13 protein-coding genes are annotated in these 16,431 nt (G+C 67.7%); 5 read left to right on the top strand and 8 right to left on the bottom strand.

Translation table 11 applies throughout. The features are described 5' to 3' along the window. Window positions 1-4 precede the first annotated feature (4 nt). Together WJU27_RS13000 and WJU27_RS13005 are read right to left on the bottom strand one after the other, a co-directional pair. The gene (locus WJU27_RS13000; protein WP_020163328.1) at window positions 5-343 is read right to left on the bottom strand and encodes a hypothetical protein; all 339 of its coding nucleotides are present in this window, start codon (window positions 341-343) and stop codon (window positions 5-7) included. Window positions 344-387: 44 nt separating this feature from the next. Further along, complete coding sequence (locus WJU27_RS13005) at window positions 388-1,371, bottom strand: quinone oxidoreductase family protein (RefSeq protein WP_341422368.1); 984 nt, start codon at window positions 1,369-1,371, stop codon at window positions 388-390. A 166-nt stretch (window positions 1,372-1,537) separates the two neighbouring features. Between WJU27_RS13005 and WJU27_RS13010 the strand changes: the two genes are divergently transcribed. The 3 genes from WJU27_RS13010 to WJU27_RS13020 all read left to right on the top strand — a co-directional run bounded on the left by WJU27_RS13010 (window position 1,538) and on the right by WJU27_RS13020 (window position 3,091). After that, entirely contained in the window at window positions 1,538-2,305 is a 768-nt protein-coding gene (locus WJU27_RS13010; RefSeq protein ID WP_019915387.1) for a ParA family protein, read from the top strand. Next, window positions 2,302-2,514 carry a hypothetical protein gene (locus tag WJU27_RS13015; RefSeq protein WP_304005518.1) on the top strand — a complete coding sequence of 71 codons (213 nt, stop codon included), beginning with the start codon at window positions 2,302-2,304 and terminating at the stop codon, window positions 2,512-2,514. Before WJU27_RS13010 ends, WJU27_RS13015 begins: the two co-directional genes overlap by 4 nt. A 61-nt stretch (window positions 2,515-2,575) precedes the next feature. Beyond that, complete coding sequence (locus WJU27_RS13020; RefSeq protein ID WP_341422369.1) at window positions 2,576-3,091, top strand: hypothetical protein; 516 nt, start codon at window positions 2,576-2,578, stop codon at window positions 3,089-3,091. A gap of 127 nt (window positions 3,092-3,218) precedes the next feature. On the opposite strand, the gene WJU27_RS13025 is transcribed toward WJU27_RS13020, so the two are convergent. The 6 genes from WJU27_RS13025 to uvrD form a co-directional block, all read right to left on the bottom strand. After that, entirely contained in the window at window positions 3,219-4,703 is a 1,485-nt protein-coding gene (locus WJU27_RS13025; protein ID WP_341422370.1) for a diguanylate cyclase, read from the bottom strand. 160 nt (window positions 4,704-4,863) lie between these two features. Further along, window positions 4,864-8,049 (bottom strand): sensor domain-containing protein, encoded by a 3,186-nt coding sequence (locus WJU27_RS13030; protein ID WP_341422371.1) that lies wholly within the window; start codon window positions 8,047-8,049, stop codon window positions 4,864-4,866. After that, window positions 8,046-8,882, bottom strand: coding sequence for a transporter substrate-binding domain-containing protein (locus WJU27_RS13035; protein ID WP_020163322.1), 837 nt, complete (start codon window positions 8,880-8,882; stop codon window positions 8,046-8,048). The genes WJU27_RS13030 and WJU27_RS13035 overlap by 4 nt, the downstream gene beginning before the upstream one ends. Window positions 8,883-8,913: 31 nt before the next feature. After that, the gene (locus WJU27_RS13040; RefSeq protein ID WP_020163321.1) at window positions 8,914-9,495 is read right to left on the bottom strand and encodes a poly-gamma-glutamate hydrolase family protein; all 582 of its coding nucleotides are present in this window, start codon (window positions 9,493-9,495) and stop codon (window positions 8,914-8,916) included. 5 nt (window positions 9,496-9,500) lie between these two features. Beyond that, complete coding sequence (locus WJU27_RS13045; protein ID WP_296808678.1) at window positions 9,501-10,397, bottom strand: tetratricopeptide repeat protein; 897 nt, start codon at window positions 10,395-10,397, stop codon at window positions 9,501-9,503. Between the two features lie 6 nt (window positions 10,398-10,403). Next, on the bottom strand, window positions 10,404-12,632 hold the full coding sequence (uvrD, locus tag WJU27_RS13050; protein WP_341422372.1) for a DNA helicase II: 2,229 nt from the start codon (window positions 12,630-12,632) through the stop codon (window positions 10,404-10,406). Window positions 12,633-12,768: 136 nt separating this feature from the next. Between uvrD and WJU27_RS13055 the strand changes: the two genes are divergently transcribed. Together WJU27_RS13055 and leuS are read left to right on the top strand one after the other, a co-directional pair. Next, window positions 12,769-13,695 carry a mechanosensitive ion channel family protein gene (locus tag WJU27_RS13055; RefSeq protein ID WP_341422373.1) on the top strand — a complete coding sequence of 309 codons (927 nt, stop codon included), beginning with the start codon at window positions 12,769-12,771 and terminating at the stop codon, window positions 13,693-13,695. Window positions 13,696-13,789: 94 nt separating this feature from the next. Beyond that, entirely contained in the window at window positions 13,790-16,423 is a 2,634-nt protein-coding gene (gene leuS, locus WJU27_RS13060; protein ID WP_341422374.1) for a leucine--tRNA ligase, read from the top strand. Window positions 16,424-16,431 lie beyond the last annotated feature (8 nt).

Genomic DNA, 16,431 nt, shown 5'->3' on the forward strand with positions numbered 1-16,431 from the left:
GTGTTTACTTGTTCTTTGCTGCCGCACGTGCCGCGGCCAGTGCGCTGCGACGTTCCTCGTCCGCGTGCGCAATGGCCTGCTTCTGTTCGTCGCTCAGTGGCTCGCCCAGCTGCTTTTCGATGCCGGCAGCCACCCGCGCCGACGGTTCGGTGATGCGCCCTTCCGCCGGCATGGCGGCGCGCACCTGCGCTGCCGGCAGCTTCGTGATGTCGACCACGCGACGCACGAACTGCTCGTCGATGCGGCGGGTTTCGGCCTTCAGAAAGGCCGTCTGCGCCGGCGTCTGCGCCGCGGCGGGAGACAGGATGCAGCAGCAGGCGAGCAGCGACAACAGAAACTTCATCGAAAAGCGCTCCGAAAGAGGATGTCGCCGGTGCAGCGGATGCTTCACTGCGGCAACAGGATGGTCGAGCCGGTAGTGCGACGCGCGGCCAGTGCTTCATGCGCGCGGGCACAGTCGGCTAACGCATGACGCTGCTGAATGTTGATCTGCAGCGTGCCGTCGAGTACGCGGGCGAACAGTTCGTCGGCCGCGGCGACCAGGTCGGCACGGGCGGCAATGTAGTGGAACAGTGTCGGCCGGGTCAGGAAGAGCGAGCCCTTCTGCGCCAGCATGCCGGGCTCGAATGGCGCGACCGGCCCGGACGCATTGCCATAGCTCACCATCATGCCCATGGGCTGCAGGCAGTCGAGTGAAGCCATGAAGGTGTCGCGGCCGATGCCGTCATAGACCACGCGCACGCCGCGGCCGCCGGTCAGTGCACGCACCTGCGCCGCGAGGTCGGCCGGCGCCACGCCGGTCAGCGCGTGTTCGCAGCCGTTGGCCTGCGCCAGCGCCGCCTTGTCCGGCGTGCTGACGGTGCCGATGACGGTGGCGCCGAGCGCGCGGGCCCACTGGCAGGCGATCAGGCCGACGCCGCCGGCCGCCGCGTGGATGAGCACCGCGTCGCCGGGCTCGACACGGCAGGTGCGGCGCAGCAGGTAGTGCGCGGTCAGCCCCTTGAGCATCAGCGCGGCAGCGGTATCGAAGGAAACGCCGTCCGGCAGACGTACCAGCCGGTCGGCCGCGATATTGCGCGCCGTGGCGTAGGCGCCGAGCGGACCGCCTGCATAGGCGACACGGTCACCGACCGCGACATCGCTGACACCGGGACCGATGGCCTCGACCACGCCAGCCGCCTCCTGCCCCAGTCCGCTCGGCAGCGGCACCGGATAGAGGCCGCTGCGGTGGTAGATGTCGATGAAATTGACGCCGACCGCATGCTGGCGCACGCGCGCCTCGCCCGGCGCAGGCGCGCCCGGCTCGACCGTCTCGTACTGCAGCACTTCGGGACCGCCGGTGCGGTGCATGCGTACAGCGAAATCCGTCATGGTCATCCTGCCCTCATGGTGATTGGCGCGGAATTCTACCGGTCATGATCGGGGTCTGTTGCCCTTCACGTCGCGGCGCGTGCGCGCGACGGCCGCAATCGGCACGCTTATTGTGCACTGCACCCAATGATTTGGCAGAATGCCTCTTTCGGTCAGGGAGTCCGTCATGCGTCGCGTCGTGTTCAACCAAAAAGGTGGCGTCGGCAAGTCCACCATCACCTGCAACCTCGCCGCCATCAGCGCGGCAAGCGGCAAACGTACGCTGGTGATCGACCTCGATACGCAGGGCAATTCCAGCAACTATCTGCTGGGCAAGGCGGCGGACAGCGTCGAGCTTGGCGCCGCCGACTTCTTCGACCAGATCCTGAACTTCAAGCTGACGCCGAAAGACACCACCGAATTCATCACCGACACCGCCCACCCGGGTCTGGCCGTGATGACCGCCAGCGCCAAGCTGGCCGAACTCGAGAACAAGCTGGAATCGCGCTACAAGATCTACAAGCTGCGCGAGGCGCTGGAAGCGCTGGACCAGTTCGACCACATCTACATCGATACGCCGCCGGCGCTGAATTTCTATTCGCGTTGCGCGTTGATTGCGGCGGAATCGGTGCTCATCCCGTTCGATTGCGACGAGTTCTCGCGCAAGGCGCTGTACCAGCTGATCGACAACATCGAAGAGATCCGCGCGGACCACAACGAGGCGCTGAAGCTCGAAGGCATCGTCGTGAACCAGTACCAGGCGCGCTCCAGCCTGCCGGCCCGCGTGGTGCAGGAACTGCGCGACGAAGGCCTGCCGGTGCTCGACGCGACGCTGTCGCCGTCGGTCAAGGTGAAGGAGTCGCATGAGGCGGCACTGCCACTGATCCACTTCGCGCCGTCGCACAAGCTGGCGCAGGAATTCGTCGCTCTGCATACGCTGCTGAACGGCGCGTGAGCGGCTTCGTCGTCGCGCTGATCGCTGTCGCGGCGCTGGTGTGGCTGCTGACCGGCGGTCTGCGCCGCCTGCGCGAGCGCCAGCACGGCTCGCAAGCGGACGGCAGCGGCATCGCCGGCAGCAGCAACGATTCGGGCTGCACCCATATTGGCGACGGCGGCAGCGATTGCGGTGGAGGTGGTGGCGATGGCGGCGGTGGTGGTGACTGAGGCCGAGCGGGCCGCGGGCGAGCACTGCGAACTCCGGACGCCCGGCGGCGTCTGAGCCGGCATGAAACACGGCGCCCTGCTCCTCTCCTTGCTGGCATGTCTGGCCGCCGCGCCGCTGGCGGCCGCCGACAGCGTCGCTGGCAGCTACCGCGCAGTGGTCGAGCTGGACAACGGCTGGCCGCGCGGCTGCGGCACCGCGGTGACGGTCTCCGGCTGGGACATCCGCATCGTGCGCCAGCGCGACGGCGACGAGGTGAATGCCCGCGTCGAGGTACAGCCGCCGCCGGGCAATCCGGGACTGCCGGTGCTGGCGCGGCTGGAAGTCGAGCAGTTCCGCCCCGCCATACTGCTGGTCGCTCAGGACGGCCAGCTCACGCTGCCCGGCTTCGAAGCCGACAAGCAGCTCGACTGGGCGACGCTGATGCGCAACTTCCTGTTCTTCGGCGGTCGCCTGGTGCTGGGCCAGATCGGCGGCGACGTCGAGCTGCCGTTCAACGGCCCGGCGCCGCGCGACGTGACGGGTCAGTACCTGAACTGCGCCGGCGACCTCGCCGCGCCGTTCCGCAACGGCAGCTGAGCGGCAACGCCCGGGTCTGCTTCCGCGTGGGGCCTCCTGGCCTGACGATCAGTCAGCCTGCGTCGGCCCGCCTTGATCCGGACGCATCGGGATTCGCGCGCGGCCCGCGATTCAATGCGAACAGACCCTAGCGCCGGATCGCCGTCAGCACCCAGCCTTCGCCGAACGACGTTTCCTCGACCCGCAGGATGCGCCCGTCCATCATGTCGACATCGAACGAGCGCCACGGCCGGCTGCGCCGCTTGCTGTCCGCAGCGGAAAGCCAGGCTTCGATGTCGTCGGTTTCGATGCGCGGTCCGATGCGGTGCGTGTAGCAATGACGCATCAGGTCGGCAAAGCGGAGATCGCCGGCCGGCACGCAGTACATTTCGATGAAGGCGGCGTTGGCCAGCACCAGCCGGTCGACCGGATCGAACAGCGCGAAGGCGGTTTCGCTCATGTCGATGCCGGTCAGCAACTGGCGCAGCACGTCCGGCCGCGCTGCAGCCACCGCCAGATGCGGCGGCATGCCCTCTTCGCCGGTGATCGGCCCGCCGTCGACCTCGCCGCCGCCCGGGCCCGGCAGCACGATGCGATCACGGCCGGCGTGCTTGGCGCGGTACAGCATCTGGTCGGCGACCCGCATCCACGCCTCGCAGGTATCGAGCATCGGCGTCAGTTCGGCCACGCCGAAGCTGGCGGTGACCACGTGCCCGTCGATCAGCGGTTCGGCATGCAGGCACTGACGCAGGCGCGCCATCATTTCGCGTGCGCCCTCGCCGGTGGTGTCCGGCAGCAGGATGCCGAATTCCTCGCCACCGTAGCGGCCGGCCGTGTCGTTCATCCGCAGTTCGCGGGCGAGCAGCGCGGCGAAGCGACGGATCGCCTCGTCGCCCGCGGCGTGGCCGTAGCGGTCGTTGATGTACTTGAAGTGATCGAGATCGGCCATCACCAGCGTGGCCGTATGCCCGTAGCGACGGTAGCGCGCGAATTCCTTGCGCACCTGCACCTCCCAGTGACCGCGGTTGGCGAGGCCGGACAGCGCATCGATCCGGCTCAACGTCTCCAGCGCCTCGCGCTGACGCTGCAGCTTGCGCAGCGCCTGATTGGTGACGAAGCCGATGGCGATCGGATGCAGCAGCATCGGCACACTGGCGGCGACGACAACCAGAGTGGACAGTGGCTGCCAGTCGAAACCGTAGAGCAGCACGCCGGCGAACACCCCCACCGCGTGCACCAGCAGGCCGCGCAGCATCAGGCGCGGACCACAGCCGGCGACACTGTCCATGCTCATCAGCGCGAGGATGAGCAGCGAGGGCACGGCGTTGAAGGCCATCAGTGCGGTCCACGCACCACCGAAGAAATGATCGGCCAGCAGGTTGTCGCCTTCGGCACGGAAGGGATCGCGCGACTGCCGGGCGCGCCACCAGGCGAGATGCGGCCACAGCAGTGCGTGCAGCAAGGGGCCCAGCCAGAGCAGCCAGGACGACCACGACAGGTCGCCGCGCTCGTACAGCACAGCGAGCACCATGGGCAAGCCGAACAGCAGCCCGGCCTGCCGCGCGCGATAGCTGCGCTGCGCGAAACCGAGCTGCGGCGTGTGCTCGCCACCGCCTGCGGCAGGGGCGGTCATGCCGTCACCCTGTTCGGGCGCGGGCATCTCGAAGCATCGGGGGACATTGCGGACTGCACGGGCAACTCGCTGAAATCGGACCGGGCCCGGAAGGCGGACCCGCGACCAATCATTCTAGCGACGGCGCCCGATACCGCTTGAAAGGATTGGTGTCGTGTGTTCATTGCGCGCGGGGCGCCGGGCGCAGGAAGCGACGTTCGAACTCGGCAGCCGTCAGCGGTTCGGCGTACAGATAGCCCTGGCAGGCGTCGCAGCCGTGCGCGCGCAGCAGATCGCGCTGGCCCTCGGTTTCGACGCCCTCGGCCAGCACCGACATGCCCAGCTTGTGACCGAGCGTGATGATGGTGTCGACCAGTTCGACCGCGCTGGCGTCGCCCGGCAGATCGCAGATGAAACTGCGATCTATCTTGAGCTTGTTGACCGGCAGTCGCTTCAGGTAGGCGAGCGACGAATAGCCGGTGCCGAAGTCGTCGATCGCCATGCGCAAGCCGAGCCGCTTGATCGCATCGAGGAAATGACGCGCTTCGTCGCCCTGTTCCATCAGGCTGGATTCGGTCACTTCGAGTTCGAGCAGCGCAGCCGGAAAGCCGGTATCGCCGAGCAGCCGCTCGATGCGCCGTTCCAGCCCGCCGCGGCGGATCTCGGCGACCGACATGTTGACCGCCAAGGTGCCGAGCTGGTAACCGGCGTCGAGCCAGGCGCGCCCCTGCCGGCAGGCCAGCTCGCGCACGCGCTCACCGAGCTGCACGATCAGTCCGTTGGCTTCCATGATCGGGATGAACTGCGACGGGCCGGCGTGCACGCTGGCCGCGGCGGACAGCCGCACCAGCACCTCGGCGCCGATCAGGGCACCGTCGGACAGGTCGACAAGCGGCTGGAAGCGCAGCTCGAATTCGTCGTTCTCCAGCGCGCGCCGCAGACCGGTCTCCAGCGACAGCCGCCGCGTCGCCTCGTCGGTGTAGGCGTCGGTGTAGAAGCGCAGCGTGTTGCGGCCGCTGCGCTTGGCCTGGTACATCGCCGCGTCGGCGTCGCGGATCAGGTCCTCGGCGCTGTTGCCGTTGTCCGGGTAGAGGCTGATGCCTATGCTCGCCTGCAGGTAGATGTCCTGACCGGAGGCCAGACGCACCGGTGCGCTCAGGTTGTCGAACACGCCCTGGGCGACCAGCGCCGCCTCGCCCGGCTGGTCGAGGTTTTCGAGCAGCAGCACGAATTCGTCGCTGCCCTGCCGGCCCAGCGTGTCCTGTCGGCGCAAGCGCGCGCGCAGGCGCTGCGCGACGGCAGCGAGCACCTCGTCGCCAGCGGCGTGGCCGAGGCCGTCGTTGATGGTCTTGAAGTTGTCCAGATCGAGGAACAGCACGGCCACGCGCGTGCCGCGCCGCGCGGCCAGATCGATCGCGTGCATCAGGCGCGACTGGATGAGTACGCGGTTGGGCAGGTCGGTCAGCGGGTCGTACTGCGACAGGTGATGCAGCATTTCCTCGGTGCGCCGCGCCTGCGTGATGTCGGTGAGCACGCTGACGCGGTGGGTCGCCCGGCCGTCGTCGTCGTGCACGGTGGCGCAGGACAGCCAGCCCGACCACGCTTCGCCGTTGCGCCGCCGCGCCGCCACCTCGCCCTGCCAGAAGCCGCCGCCGCGCAGCGCGCGGTCGATATCGGCATACAGCCCCTCGGCGCCCTCGACATCGAGCAGCGACACCAGCGTGCATCCTTCGGTGGCGGCCGGATCGAGGCCGTTCAGTTCGCAGAAGGCTTCGTTCACGGTGACCACGACGCCGTCGAGGTCGGTCACCACGACGCCATCGCGGGTGCTGCGCAGCGCCGCCGCCAGCAGGCGCGCCGACTGTTCGGCGCGCGCGCGGTCGCGGTCGTCGCGCAGGCGACGCACCGCGAACGACAGATCCATCATCACCTCGTCGAGCAGACGCGCTTCGTCCTCGTCCTCCGGGTCGACCTCGCGCGCAATCAGGCCAAGCACCGCGACCACCTTGTCGTCGAGCCGGATCGGCAGGCCGACGTAGCCCGTGCAACCGGCAGCCCGCGCTGCCGGCATCCACGCGTCGTCGCCGTCGAGCACCGACAGGCGACACAGCTTGCCGCTGCGCATGACCGCGGCGGTGACGCTGCCGGCGTCGGTGGACGATGCACTGACCAGCTGCGCGCGATCGGCGACCGCGCTGCCGGCACTGGCGCGCAGCGCGAGCGTGCCGCTGTCGTCGGCGCGCATGATCCAGGCGAAGCGATAGGCGCCGAACTCGATGGCGACGCGACAGATGCGTTCGAACAGCTCGTCCTCATCGGCCGACCAGACGATGGTCTGGTTCACCTGACTGAGGAAGTTGTACAGCCGGCCCAGCGCCTGCACGTGCGCCTCGGCGCGGCGGCGCGCGGTCACGTCCCACGACACCCAGACGACGCGGTCGCTGCCGGGTACCGGCGACACGCGGGCATCGAACACCACCTGCCGGCCCGCCAGTTCCAGCGTGTATTCGTAGGACTGCGTGCGCTGCCGCGCCAGCGCCTGGCGGATCACCGCGAGGAAGCGGCTGCTCACGTCGGCCGGGAACACCTCCTCGACGGTGCGACCGACCAGGGTTTCCGCCGGCGATGCGAGCAAGGCGCCGCCATTGCCGAAGGACTCGATATAGCGACCGTGACGGTCGAGCATGAAGGCGATCTCGGGCAGGCTGTCGACGAAGGCGCGCAGGCGCGACTCGCTGCCGAGCAGCGCATCGACTGCGGCATCGCGACGCCGGTGCGCAACGTACAGATAGAACAGCACGAGCAGACCGAGTACCGCCACCAGCGCCAGCGTCGCCGTGTCGTGCTGGCGCAGCAGCCGGCGCTGTGCCGCGAGATGGCGCAGCAATGCGTCCTCCAGCGCGACCGCACGGCTATCGACCGCGCGCTGCGCCAGCAGCAGTGCGCTGCCACCCGCTTCGAATCCGTCGAGCTGGCGTTCCATGATGGCGCGCGCATCGGCCAGTGCCGCCACGTAGGCATCGGCGGCCGCGGCCACGTCGCCCGCCACCGGCACCCGCACCGAGAAGCCGGCGATGGCACCACCGCCGCTGCGCAGGTCGCGCGCGGTCGTGAGGGCACGGTCCAGATGGGCGATCACACGGGTGCGCGGTATCGTCGTCACGCCGGTCAGCAGGCGCTCGGTATCGAGCTGGGCAAGCAGCGCGTAACGGCGCGACTGCGCCAGGTTGTCGCGCGCGGTCAGTGCGGCGGCAAGGCTGTCGTCCCAGCGCATGTGCGCATAGGTCATCAGGCCCATGCAGGCGCAAAGCAGCAGCGCGAGACCGAATACCGGCGGGCCGCCCGCCATTGCGCTGCGCCCGTTCATCGCTGTGCCGGCGCCGGCAGGTTGTCCGGACCGAAGCCGAAGGCGGCAACCAGTGCGCGATGCTCGGGCGAACCGAGATAGCCGGCCATCGCCTCGTCGATGCGGCGCGCCATCGCCTCGTCCTGCGGACGCAGCGCGAAGGCGGGCCAGCCCGCTTCGCCACGCCCTTCGCGCTGCGGCGGCCGGTAGGGCTGCGCCAGTTCGACGCCGGTCAGACCGGATACCGCAAGCATGTGGCGCAAGGACACGTCGGACAGCGCAAGCGCGTCGGCCCGGCCCTCGATTACCGCCACCGCCGCACTGGTCGCGTCGCCGTGACGCTGTATGCGGGCGGGCGGTACGCCGGCACGCTTGGCCACGGTCAGTTCGACCGCACCGTCGATGACGGCCAGCACCGCATCCGGGTGCGCCGCGATGTCGTCGAGGCCATGCAGGTCGAGCGGATTGCCGGCACCCACCAGCAGCGCCGACGATACCTGCGCGGTCGGCCGGGTGAAGCGTGCGCGCTGCGCGCGCTCGGGCGTCACGAACAGACCGCTGGCGACGATGTCGGCGCGACCGATCTGCAGATCGTGCAGCAACTGGCCGAACTCGGTGTGGATGAACTCGACCTCGCCGAGGCCGGCCCGTTTGGCCAGCACGCGCAGCATTTCCGGCGCCTCGCCGGTGACGCGGCCGCGCGCGTCGATGTAGGCGAACGGTGGCTCGATCGAATACAGCGCACGCAGCGTCGGCACGTCGCCAGCGCGCGCTGAGTCGTCATGGATGAGCCGGCCGAGAACCAGCGCGACGAGGGCAACGATGAATCCGGCAAGCAGGTAGGGAGTGCGCATGACGGGTTGCTGACGAGGTCAGCCTCGCATTCTAGCGTCGCGTCATGACCCGTCCATGCAGGGCAGCACGAACGGCATCGATCACTGCCCTTTCGTAGCGACCGCCGCGCAAGCGGTCGCTCAGTTCGATCTGCACGCCGCGGCCCTGCCGCCCCCGGTTGCACAGATTGCGCGGATCGAGGCCGGGGTAGCGATGGCCGCTGGTCTGCGCGAGCACGCCGCGTGCGTACAGACGATCGGCCATGGCGCAGGCGAGCGCACGATCGCGGCCGCCGAGCAGCGCGCGCTCGCCGGTATCGGCCACGCCATGCACCGCCAGCACCGCGTCGCAGTCGGCGATCAGCGACAGGGCGCGCGGCTCGTCAAAGCGGGTGCTCGTAATGTGCAGGGTTTCGAAGTTCATCGTCGGCAACGCGCCTTCGAACAGGTAGAGATCGAAGTCGTCGCCGGCGATTGCACGCGCCACCTCCGAAGTGCCCCGCTCGATGCGCCCGCCATGCGGCGCGACGATGGCGACCCCGCTGCCGCGTCGCTCTACGGTGACGTGGTAGTCGATGCCCTCGCGATGCGCGGACGACAGTTCGGCATAGCTGCGATGGCGGTCGCGGTGCACGTCGCTCAGGGTTTGCCGGACAGGAACAGCTTCTCGATGCGCGCCATGCCCGGATGATCGCGTCCGGAACGGCGCAGTTCGGCGAAGTCCTCGCGCAGGATGCGGCGGAATTCGTCGGCGCCGCGCAGGGTCATGTTGGCGGCGTATACCTCGCGCGCGTTGCCTATCTGTCCGTTCAGTAACAGTGCGTGCGCGTGGTTGATCTGCGCCGCCTTGAATTCCGGCGCGTCGTTCGGCACCTTGGTCGCCGCCTGCAGCACTTCGTCGTAGCGGCCGAGATTGAGGCAGGCCCAGGACCAGGCGACCCAGACCGAATTGTCCCTGTAGCCCGCCTGCATCGCCTTCTCCAGCCAGCGCGCAGATTCCGCGTAGTCGGTCTGGGCACCGCCGCCGCTGTAGATCGCCGCCAGATGGACATAGGCCGGCGCGTAGTTCCTGTCGGCCGCGCGCCGCACCCAGGCCAGCGCCAGTTCCGGCGCCAGCGGGTCGGCAGTGTCGGCTTCGATCAGCTTGGCCAGCAACAGCATGCCTTCCGGGTCACCGCCTTCGGCCGCCAGTGTGTACCAGCGGCGTGCCTCGGCCGCATTGCGCTCGACGCCGATGCCGCTGGCACGGATCTGCCCGGCCACGACCTGCGCCCGCGCCAGCCCGGCCTCCGCCGACAGCAGCGCCCAGCGCGCCGATTCGGTGTCGTTCTTGTCCAGGCAGGTGCCGAAGAAATGCCAGTCGGACATCTGCAGCATCGCCTCCGGCTCGCCCTTCTCGGCGGCGCCACGCGCCTCGGCCAGCGCCGTATCGCACTCGCCACGCAGATGGGCGGTACGCCACTGTTCCGACGCCGCGGCCGCGCCGGCTGCCGACAGCAGCGCTGCGAAACAGAAGAGGCGGAGGCGCGCGCTCATGAGCGATCAGGCCGGCGACAGCTTGGCCACGGCGAGCGCCAGCCACTTAACGCCCGACGCACCGAAATTGACCTGGACGCGCGCGTCCGAGCCCGACCCTTCGGCATTGACGATGACGCCGGCGCCGAACTTGGCGTGGCTCACCTGCTGGCCGACGCGGAAGCCGCTGTCATTGACCGCGGTAGTCCGGCGGCCGCTGCCGAAGCTGCGCGGATTGCTGCTCGCCGGTGCCGACAGCGCGGCACTGCTGCTGCCGAAGCCGCCGTAACCGCGCGCGCTGGCCGGTGGCGTGAGCCACTTCAGCAGTTCGGCCGGAATTTCGTCGAAGAAGCGGCTGCGCAGGTTGTAGCGGGTTTGTCCGTGCAGCATGCGCGACTGCGCGAACGACAGATAGAGCCGCTTGCGCGCGCGGGTGATGGCGACGTACATCAGCCGGCGCTCCTCTTCGAGACCGTCGCGCTCCAGCACCGAGTTCTCGTGCGGAAACAGGCCTTCTTCGAGACCACCGATGAACACCACGTCGAATTCCAGCCCCTTGGCCGAATGCACGGTCATCAGCTGCACCGCGGCCTGACCGGCGTCAGCCTGATGCTCGCCCGCTTCGAGCGAAGCGTGCGACAGGAAGGCGGACAGCGGGTCGGGCGGCGCCGCCTCGTCCTCGGCGGCGACCTGCGCGTAGCCTTCCTCGGAAATGAAGTTGGCGGCCGCATTGATGATTTCGTCGAGGTTGGCCACCCGCTCCTGACCCTCCTTCTCGGTCAGGTAGTGCGCGCGCAGGCCGGACAGTTCGAGCACCTGCTCGACCATTTCCGGCAGCTTCAGTCCTTCGCAGGCAAAACGCAGCTGATCGACCAGCTTGATGAAGGCGCCGACCGACTGCGCCGCCTTGCCGGTCAGGAAATTCAGCGCGCCATACAGGCTGGTGGAATGCGCCTGCGCCGCGTCCTGCAGCTGTTCCAGCGAACGCGCGCCGATGCCGCGGGTCGGGAAATTGACCACGCGGGTGAACGCGGTGTCGTCGTGCGGATTGGCGATCAGGCGCATGTAGGCGAGCGCATGCTTCACCTCCTGCCGCTCGAAGAAGCGCAAACCGCCATAGACGCGATACGGAATGCCGGCCGAGAACAGCGCGTGTTCGAGCACGCGCGACTGCGCATTGCTGCGGTAAAGCAGCGCAATGTCGTCGCGCGCGGTGCCGTCGTGTATCAGCGCCCTGATTTCCTCGACCACCCAGCGCGCTTCCTCGATGTCGTTGAACGCTTCATAGACGCGCAGCGGCTCGCCGTGACCGGCTTCGGTCCACAGGTTCTTGCCCAGCCGCCCGCTGTTGTGCTTGATCACCGCATTGGCGGCGTCGAGGATGTTGCCGTGCGAGCGGTAGTTCTGTTCCAGCCGGATGACGTTGTCGACATGGAACTCGCGTTCGAAGTCGCGCATATTGCCGACCTCGGCGCCGCGGAAGCGGTAGATGCTCTGGTCGTCGTCGCCGACCGCCATCACCGCCGCCTGCCCTTCGGTACCGAGGCCAGCCAGCAGCTTGAGCCAGCGGTACTGCAGCACGTTGGTGTCCTGGAACTCGTCGACCAGGATGTGGCGGAAACGGCGCTGGTAGTGAGCGCGTATCGGCTCGTTGCGTTGCAGGAGCTCGTGACAGCGCAGCAGCAGCTCGGCGAAATCCACCACGCCCTCGCGCTGGCACTGCGCCTCGTAGGCCTGGTACAGCTCGACCCGCTTGCGCGCGAAGTCGTCGAAGGCCTCGACCTCGTGCGGACGCAGCCCCTGCTCCTTCGCCGAATTGATGAAGTACATCAGGTCGCGCGCCGGGAATTTCTCGTCGTCGATGTTCAGCGCCTTCAGCATGCGCTTGATGGCCGACAGCTGGTCGGCCGAATCGAGGATCTGGAACAGCTGCGGCAGCCCGGCTTCCTTCCAGTGCGCGCGCAGCATGCGGTTGCACAGACCGTGGAAAGTGCCTATCCACAGGCCGCGTGCATTCATCGGCAGCATCGCGGTCAGCCGCGCCAGCATTTCCTTGGCCGCCTTGTTGGTGAAGGTGACCGCGAGGATGCCGTGCGGCGACACCTGGCCGGTCGAAATGAGCCAGGCCAGGCGCGTGGTCAGCACGCGCGTTTTGCCCGACCCGGCACCCGCGAGAATGAGTGCGGACTGCGACGGCAGCGTGACGGCCTGGAACTGCTGTTCGTTCAGACCGGAAAGAAGCGGGTTGGATGTCATGCGGCGGATTCTACCGGGCTGCCTGCCGACGGTCGCGCCCCGTGGGCGTGTAGTCCTCCTCCTACAGCGAGGAACCGCCCCCGGACAGAGCGGTCGCGTCTATCCCGGACAACGCAAACAGGGAGAGACCACAACAATGAACGACTGGACACAGACCGCCGCCTGGCTCTACGCATGGGCGGGCGACCGCCTGCCTCAGGTGCTTGACCTCGCGGTGAAGCTGTTCCTGATCCTGCTGCTCGCCTGGATACTGCAGCACCTCGCCCGGCGCTCGATACGGCTGATCCACGAAACGCTGCGCCGGCGCACCGACTGCGCGGAAGACATCAAGCGTATCGACACGCTGGTGCGGGTCGCGCGCTACGCGGCATCGGTGGTCATCCTCGTGCTGGCCGGCGGCATCGCGCTGAGCGCGCTGGGCATTTCGGTCGCCCCGCTGCTGGCCACCGCCGGTGTCGCCGGCATCGCCATCGGCTTCGGTGCCCAGTCGCTGGTGAAGGATCTGTTCTCCGGACTTTTCGTGCTGCTGGAGAACCAGATCCGCGTCGGCGACATCGTCGATATCGCCGGCCACAGCGGCGTGGTCGAAGAGGTGACGCTGCGCTATGTGCGGCTGCGCGACTACGAAGGCAACGTCCATTTCGTCCCGAACGGCGAGATCACGACGGTCACCAGCCGCTCGCGCGAATTCGCCAATGCGGTGATCGACGTGCGGATGGCGCCGACCGACCGAGTGGCTGACATCTACGCCATCATGTTCGATGTCGCCAAGGCGATGCGCGAGGACGAGTACTTCGGCGGCCGCATGCTCGGCGACCTGGAAATGGCGGGCGTGGACCAGTGGCAGGAATCGGCACTGATCGTGCGGGCACGCATCCGTGTCGCGGCGATGGCGCAATGGGAAGTGCGGCGTGAGTTCCTGCGGCGGGTGAAGGAAGCTTACGACGAGCGCGGTCAGACCATGCCACTGCCGCATCTGACGCTGCGCTTCTCCGACGCCGAAGCGACGCTGCGCGAAGTGTCGCGCAAGGGCTCGGCGCCCCGCCGGACGGCCCCGGCCTGAGTCGGCGCGGCACCTACACCGCGTTTTCCGGCGGGCCGCGTCCCGCCGGGCCTATAATTGCGGGTTAGCGTTCATTTCCGCCGCATCCCGCCTCATGTCAGAAAAACAGATCCCCGCCTACACCCCGTCCGAGGTCGAAGCCGCCGCGCGCCAGTACTGGGACGACAGCCAGACCTTCAAGGCCGTCGAGGACACTTCGAAGCCCAAGTACTACTGCCTGTCGATGTTCCCCTACCCGTCGGGCAAGCTGCACATGGGCCATGTGCGGAACTACACCATCGGCGACGTGCTGACCCGCTTCCACCGGATGCGCGGCTACAACGTGCTGCAACCCATGGGCTGGGACGCCTTCGGTCTGCCGGCCGAGAACGCGGCGATCAAGAATGCGGTGCCGCCGGCGAAATGGACCTACGACAACATCGACTACATGCGCCAGCAGCTCAAGGCGCTGGGCTTCGCCATCGACTGGAGCCGCGAACTGGCGACCTGTCAGCCGTCGTACTACAGGTGGAACCAGTGGCTGTTCCTACGCATGCTGGAAAAGGGCATCGCCTACAAGAAAACCCAGGTGGTGAACTGGGACCCGGTCGACCAGACCGTGCTCGCCAACGAACAGGTGATCGACGGCCGCGGCTGGCGCACCGGTGCGCTGGTCGAGAAGCGCGAAATCCCCGGCTACTACCTCGGCATCACGCAGTACGCCGACGAACTGCTGGACGACCTGGACACGCTGGACGGCTGGCCCGAGCGCGTGAAGACCATGCAGGCGAACTGGATAGGCAAGAGCACCGGCGTGCGCTTCGCCTTCAGCCACGACATCCGCGATGACACCGGCGCGCTGATCGACGAAGGCAAGCTGTGGGTGTTCACGACCCGCGCCGACACCATCATGGGCGTCACCTTCTGCGCGGTCGCCGCCGAACATCCGCTGGCCACCCACGCCGCGCGCAGCAACCCGGAACTGGCCGCCTTCATCGAGAAATGCAAGCACGGCTCGGTGATGGAAGCAGACATGGCGACGATGGAAAAAGAAGGTCTGCCGACCGGCCTCACCGTCGTGCATCCGCTGACCGGCGAATCGGTGCCGCTGTGGGTGGGCAATTACGTGCTGATGAGCTATGGCGACGGCGCGGTAATGGCCGTGCCGGCGCACGACGAGCGCGACTTCGGTTTCGCGAAGAAGTACGACCTGCCGATCAGGCAGGTGATCGCGGTCGGCGACAATGCATTCTCGACTGACGCATGGGCCGAGTGGTACGGATCGAAGGACGGCGTCTGCGTGAACAGCGGCCGCTACGACGGTCTGGGCTACGCTGCCGCAGTCGATGCGGTGGCCACCGATCTCGCGGCCAAAGGTGGCGAGAAGAAGGTGCAGTGGCGCCTGCGCGACTGGGGCGTGTCGCGCCAGCGCTACTGGGGCTGCCCGATACCCATCATCCACTGCGATCACTGCGGCGACGTGCCGGTGCCGGACGAGCAACTGCCGGTGGTGCTGCCGGAAGACTGCATTCCGGATGGCTCGGGCAACCCGCTGCTCAAGCGCGAAGACTTCATCAACGTCGCGTGCCCGAAATGCGGCGCGGCGGCGAAGCGCGAAACCGACACGATGGACACCTTCGTCGACTCCAGCTGGTATTACGCCCGCTACTGTTCGGTCGGCAACGATGCGGCCATGGTCGATGAGCGCGCCAACTACTGGATGCAGGTGGATCAGTACATCGGCGGCATCGAGCATGCCATCCTGCATCTGCTGTACTCGCGCTTCTGGTCCAAGGTGATGCGCGACATGGGCCTGATGACGGTGAAGGAACCGTTCGCCCGCCTGCTCACCCAGGGCATGGTTCTGAACCACGCCTGGCTGCACAAGCCTGAAGGCGGCGGCAAGAACTACTACTGGGAGAGCGAGGTCGAGGTCCAGCGCGACGCCAAGGGGCAGATCACCGGCGGCAGGCTGAAGACCGACGGCACCGTGCTCGAGCACGAACTGACCACGATGTCGAAGTCGAAGAACAACGGCGTCGACCCGCAGGCGCTGATCGATCAGTACGGCGCCGACACCGCACGCTTCTTCATGATGTTCGCCAGCCCGCCGGAACAGACGCTGGAATGGAACGACGCCGGCGTCGAAGGCGCGCACCGCTTCCTGAAGCGCGTATGGAATTTCGCCCAGGACTACACCGCCGAACTGCGCGCGCGTGTGCCGGCCGCGTCGACGCTGGGCAAGGCCAAGCTGCCAGCCGCGCTGGCCGATCTGCGCCGCGAACTGCACCTGGTGCTGAAGCAGGCGAGCTATGACCTCGGCAAGCAGCAGTTCAACACGGTGGCCTCCGGCTGCATGAAGATGCTCAATGCGCTGGAGAAGGCGCCGCGCGACGGCGCCGACGCGGCCGAGGTGATCGGCGAAGGCCTGTCCATGCTGCTGCGCGTGCTGTCGCCGATCTGCCCGCACGTCACGCACGTTCTGTGGCGCGACTGCGGCTTCGGCGACGACATCCTGAGCGCCGAATGGCCTGAGCCGGCCGAATCGGCGCTGGTGCAGGACGAGGTCGAACTGATGCTGCAGGTGAATGGCAAGCTGCGCGGCAGCCTGCGCGTCGCCGCCGATGCGGCCAAGGACGCCATCGAGGCCGCTGCGCTGGCCAACGATGCGGCGCAGAAATTCATGGAAGGCAAGCCGGCGAAGAAAGTGGTCGTCGTGCCCGGCCGTCTGGTCAATATCGTGTGCTGAAGCAGGAG

Origin of the sequence: Methyloversatilis sp. NSM2 (assembly GCF_038066675.1) — a bacterium.
GTDB lineage: Bacteria > Pseudomonadota > Gammaproteobacteria > Burkholderiales > Rhodocyclaceae > Methyloversatilis > Methyloversatilis discipulorum_A.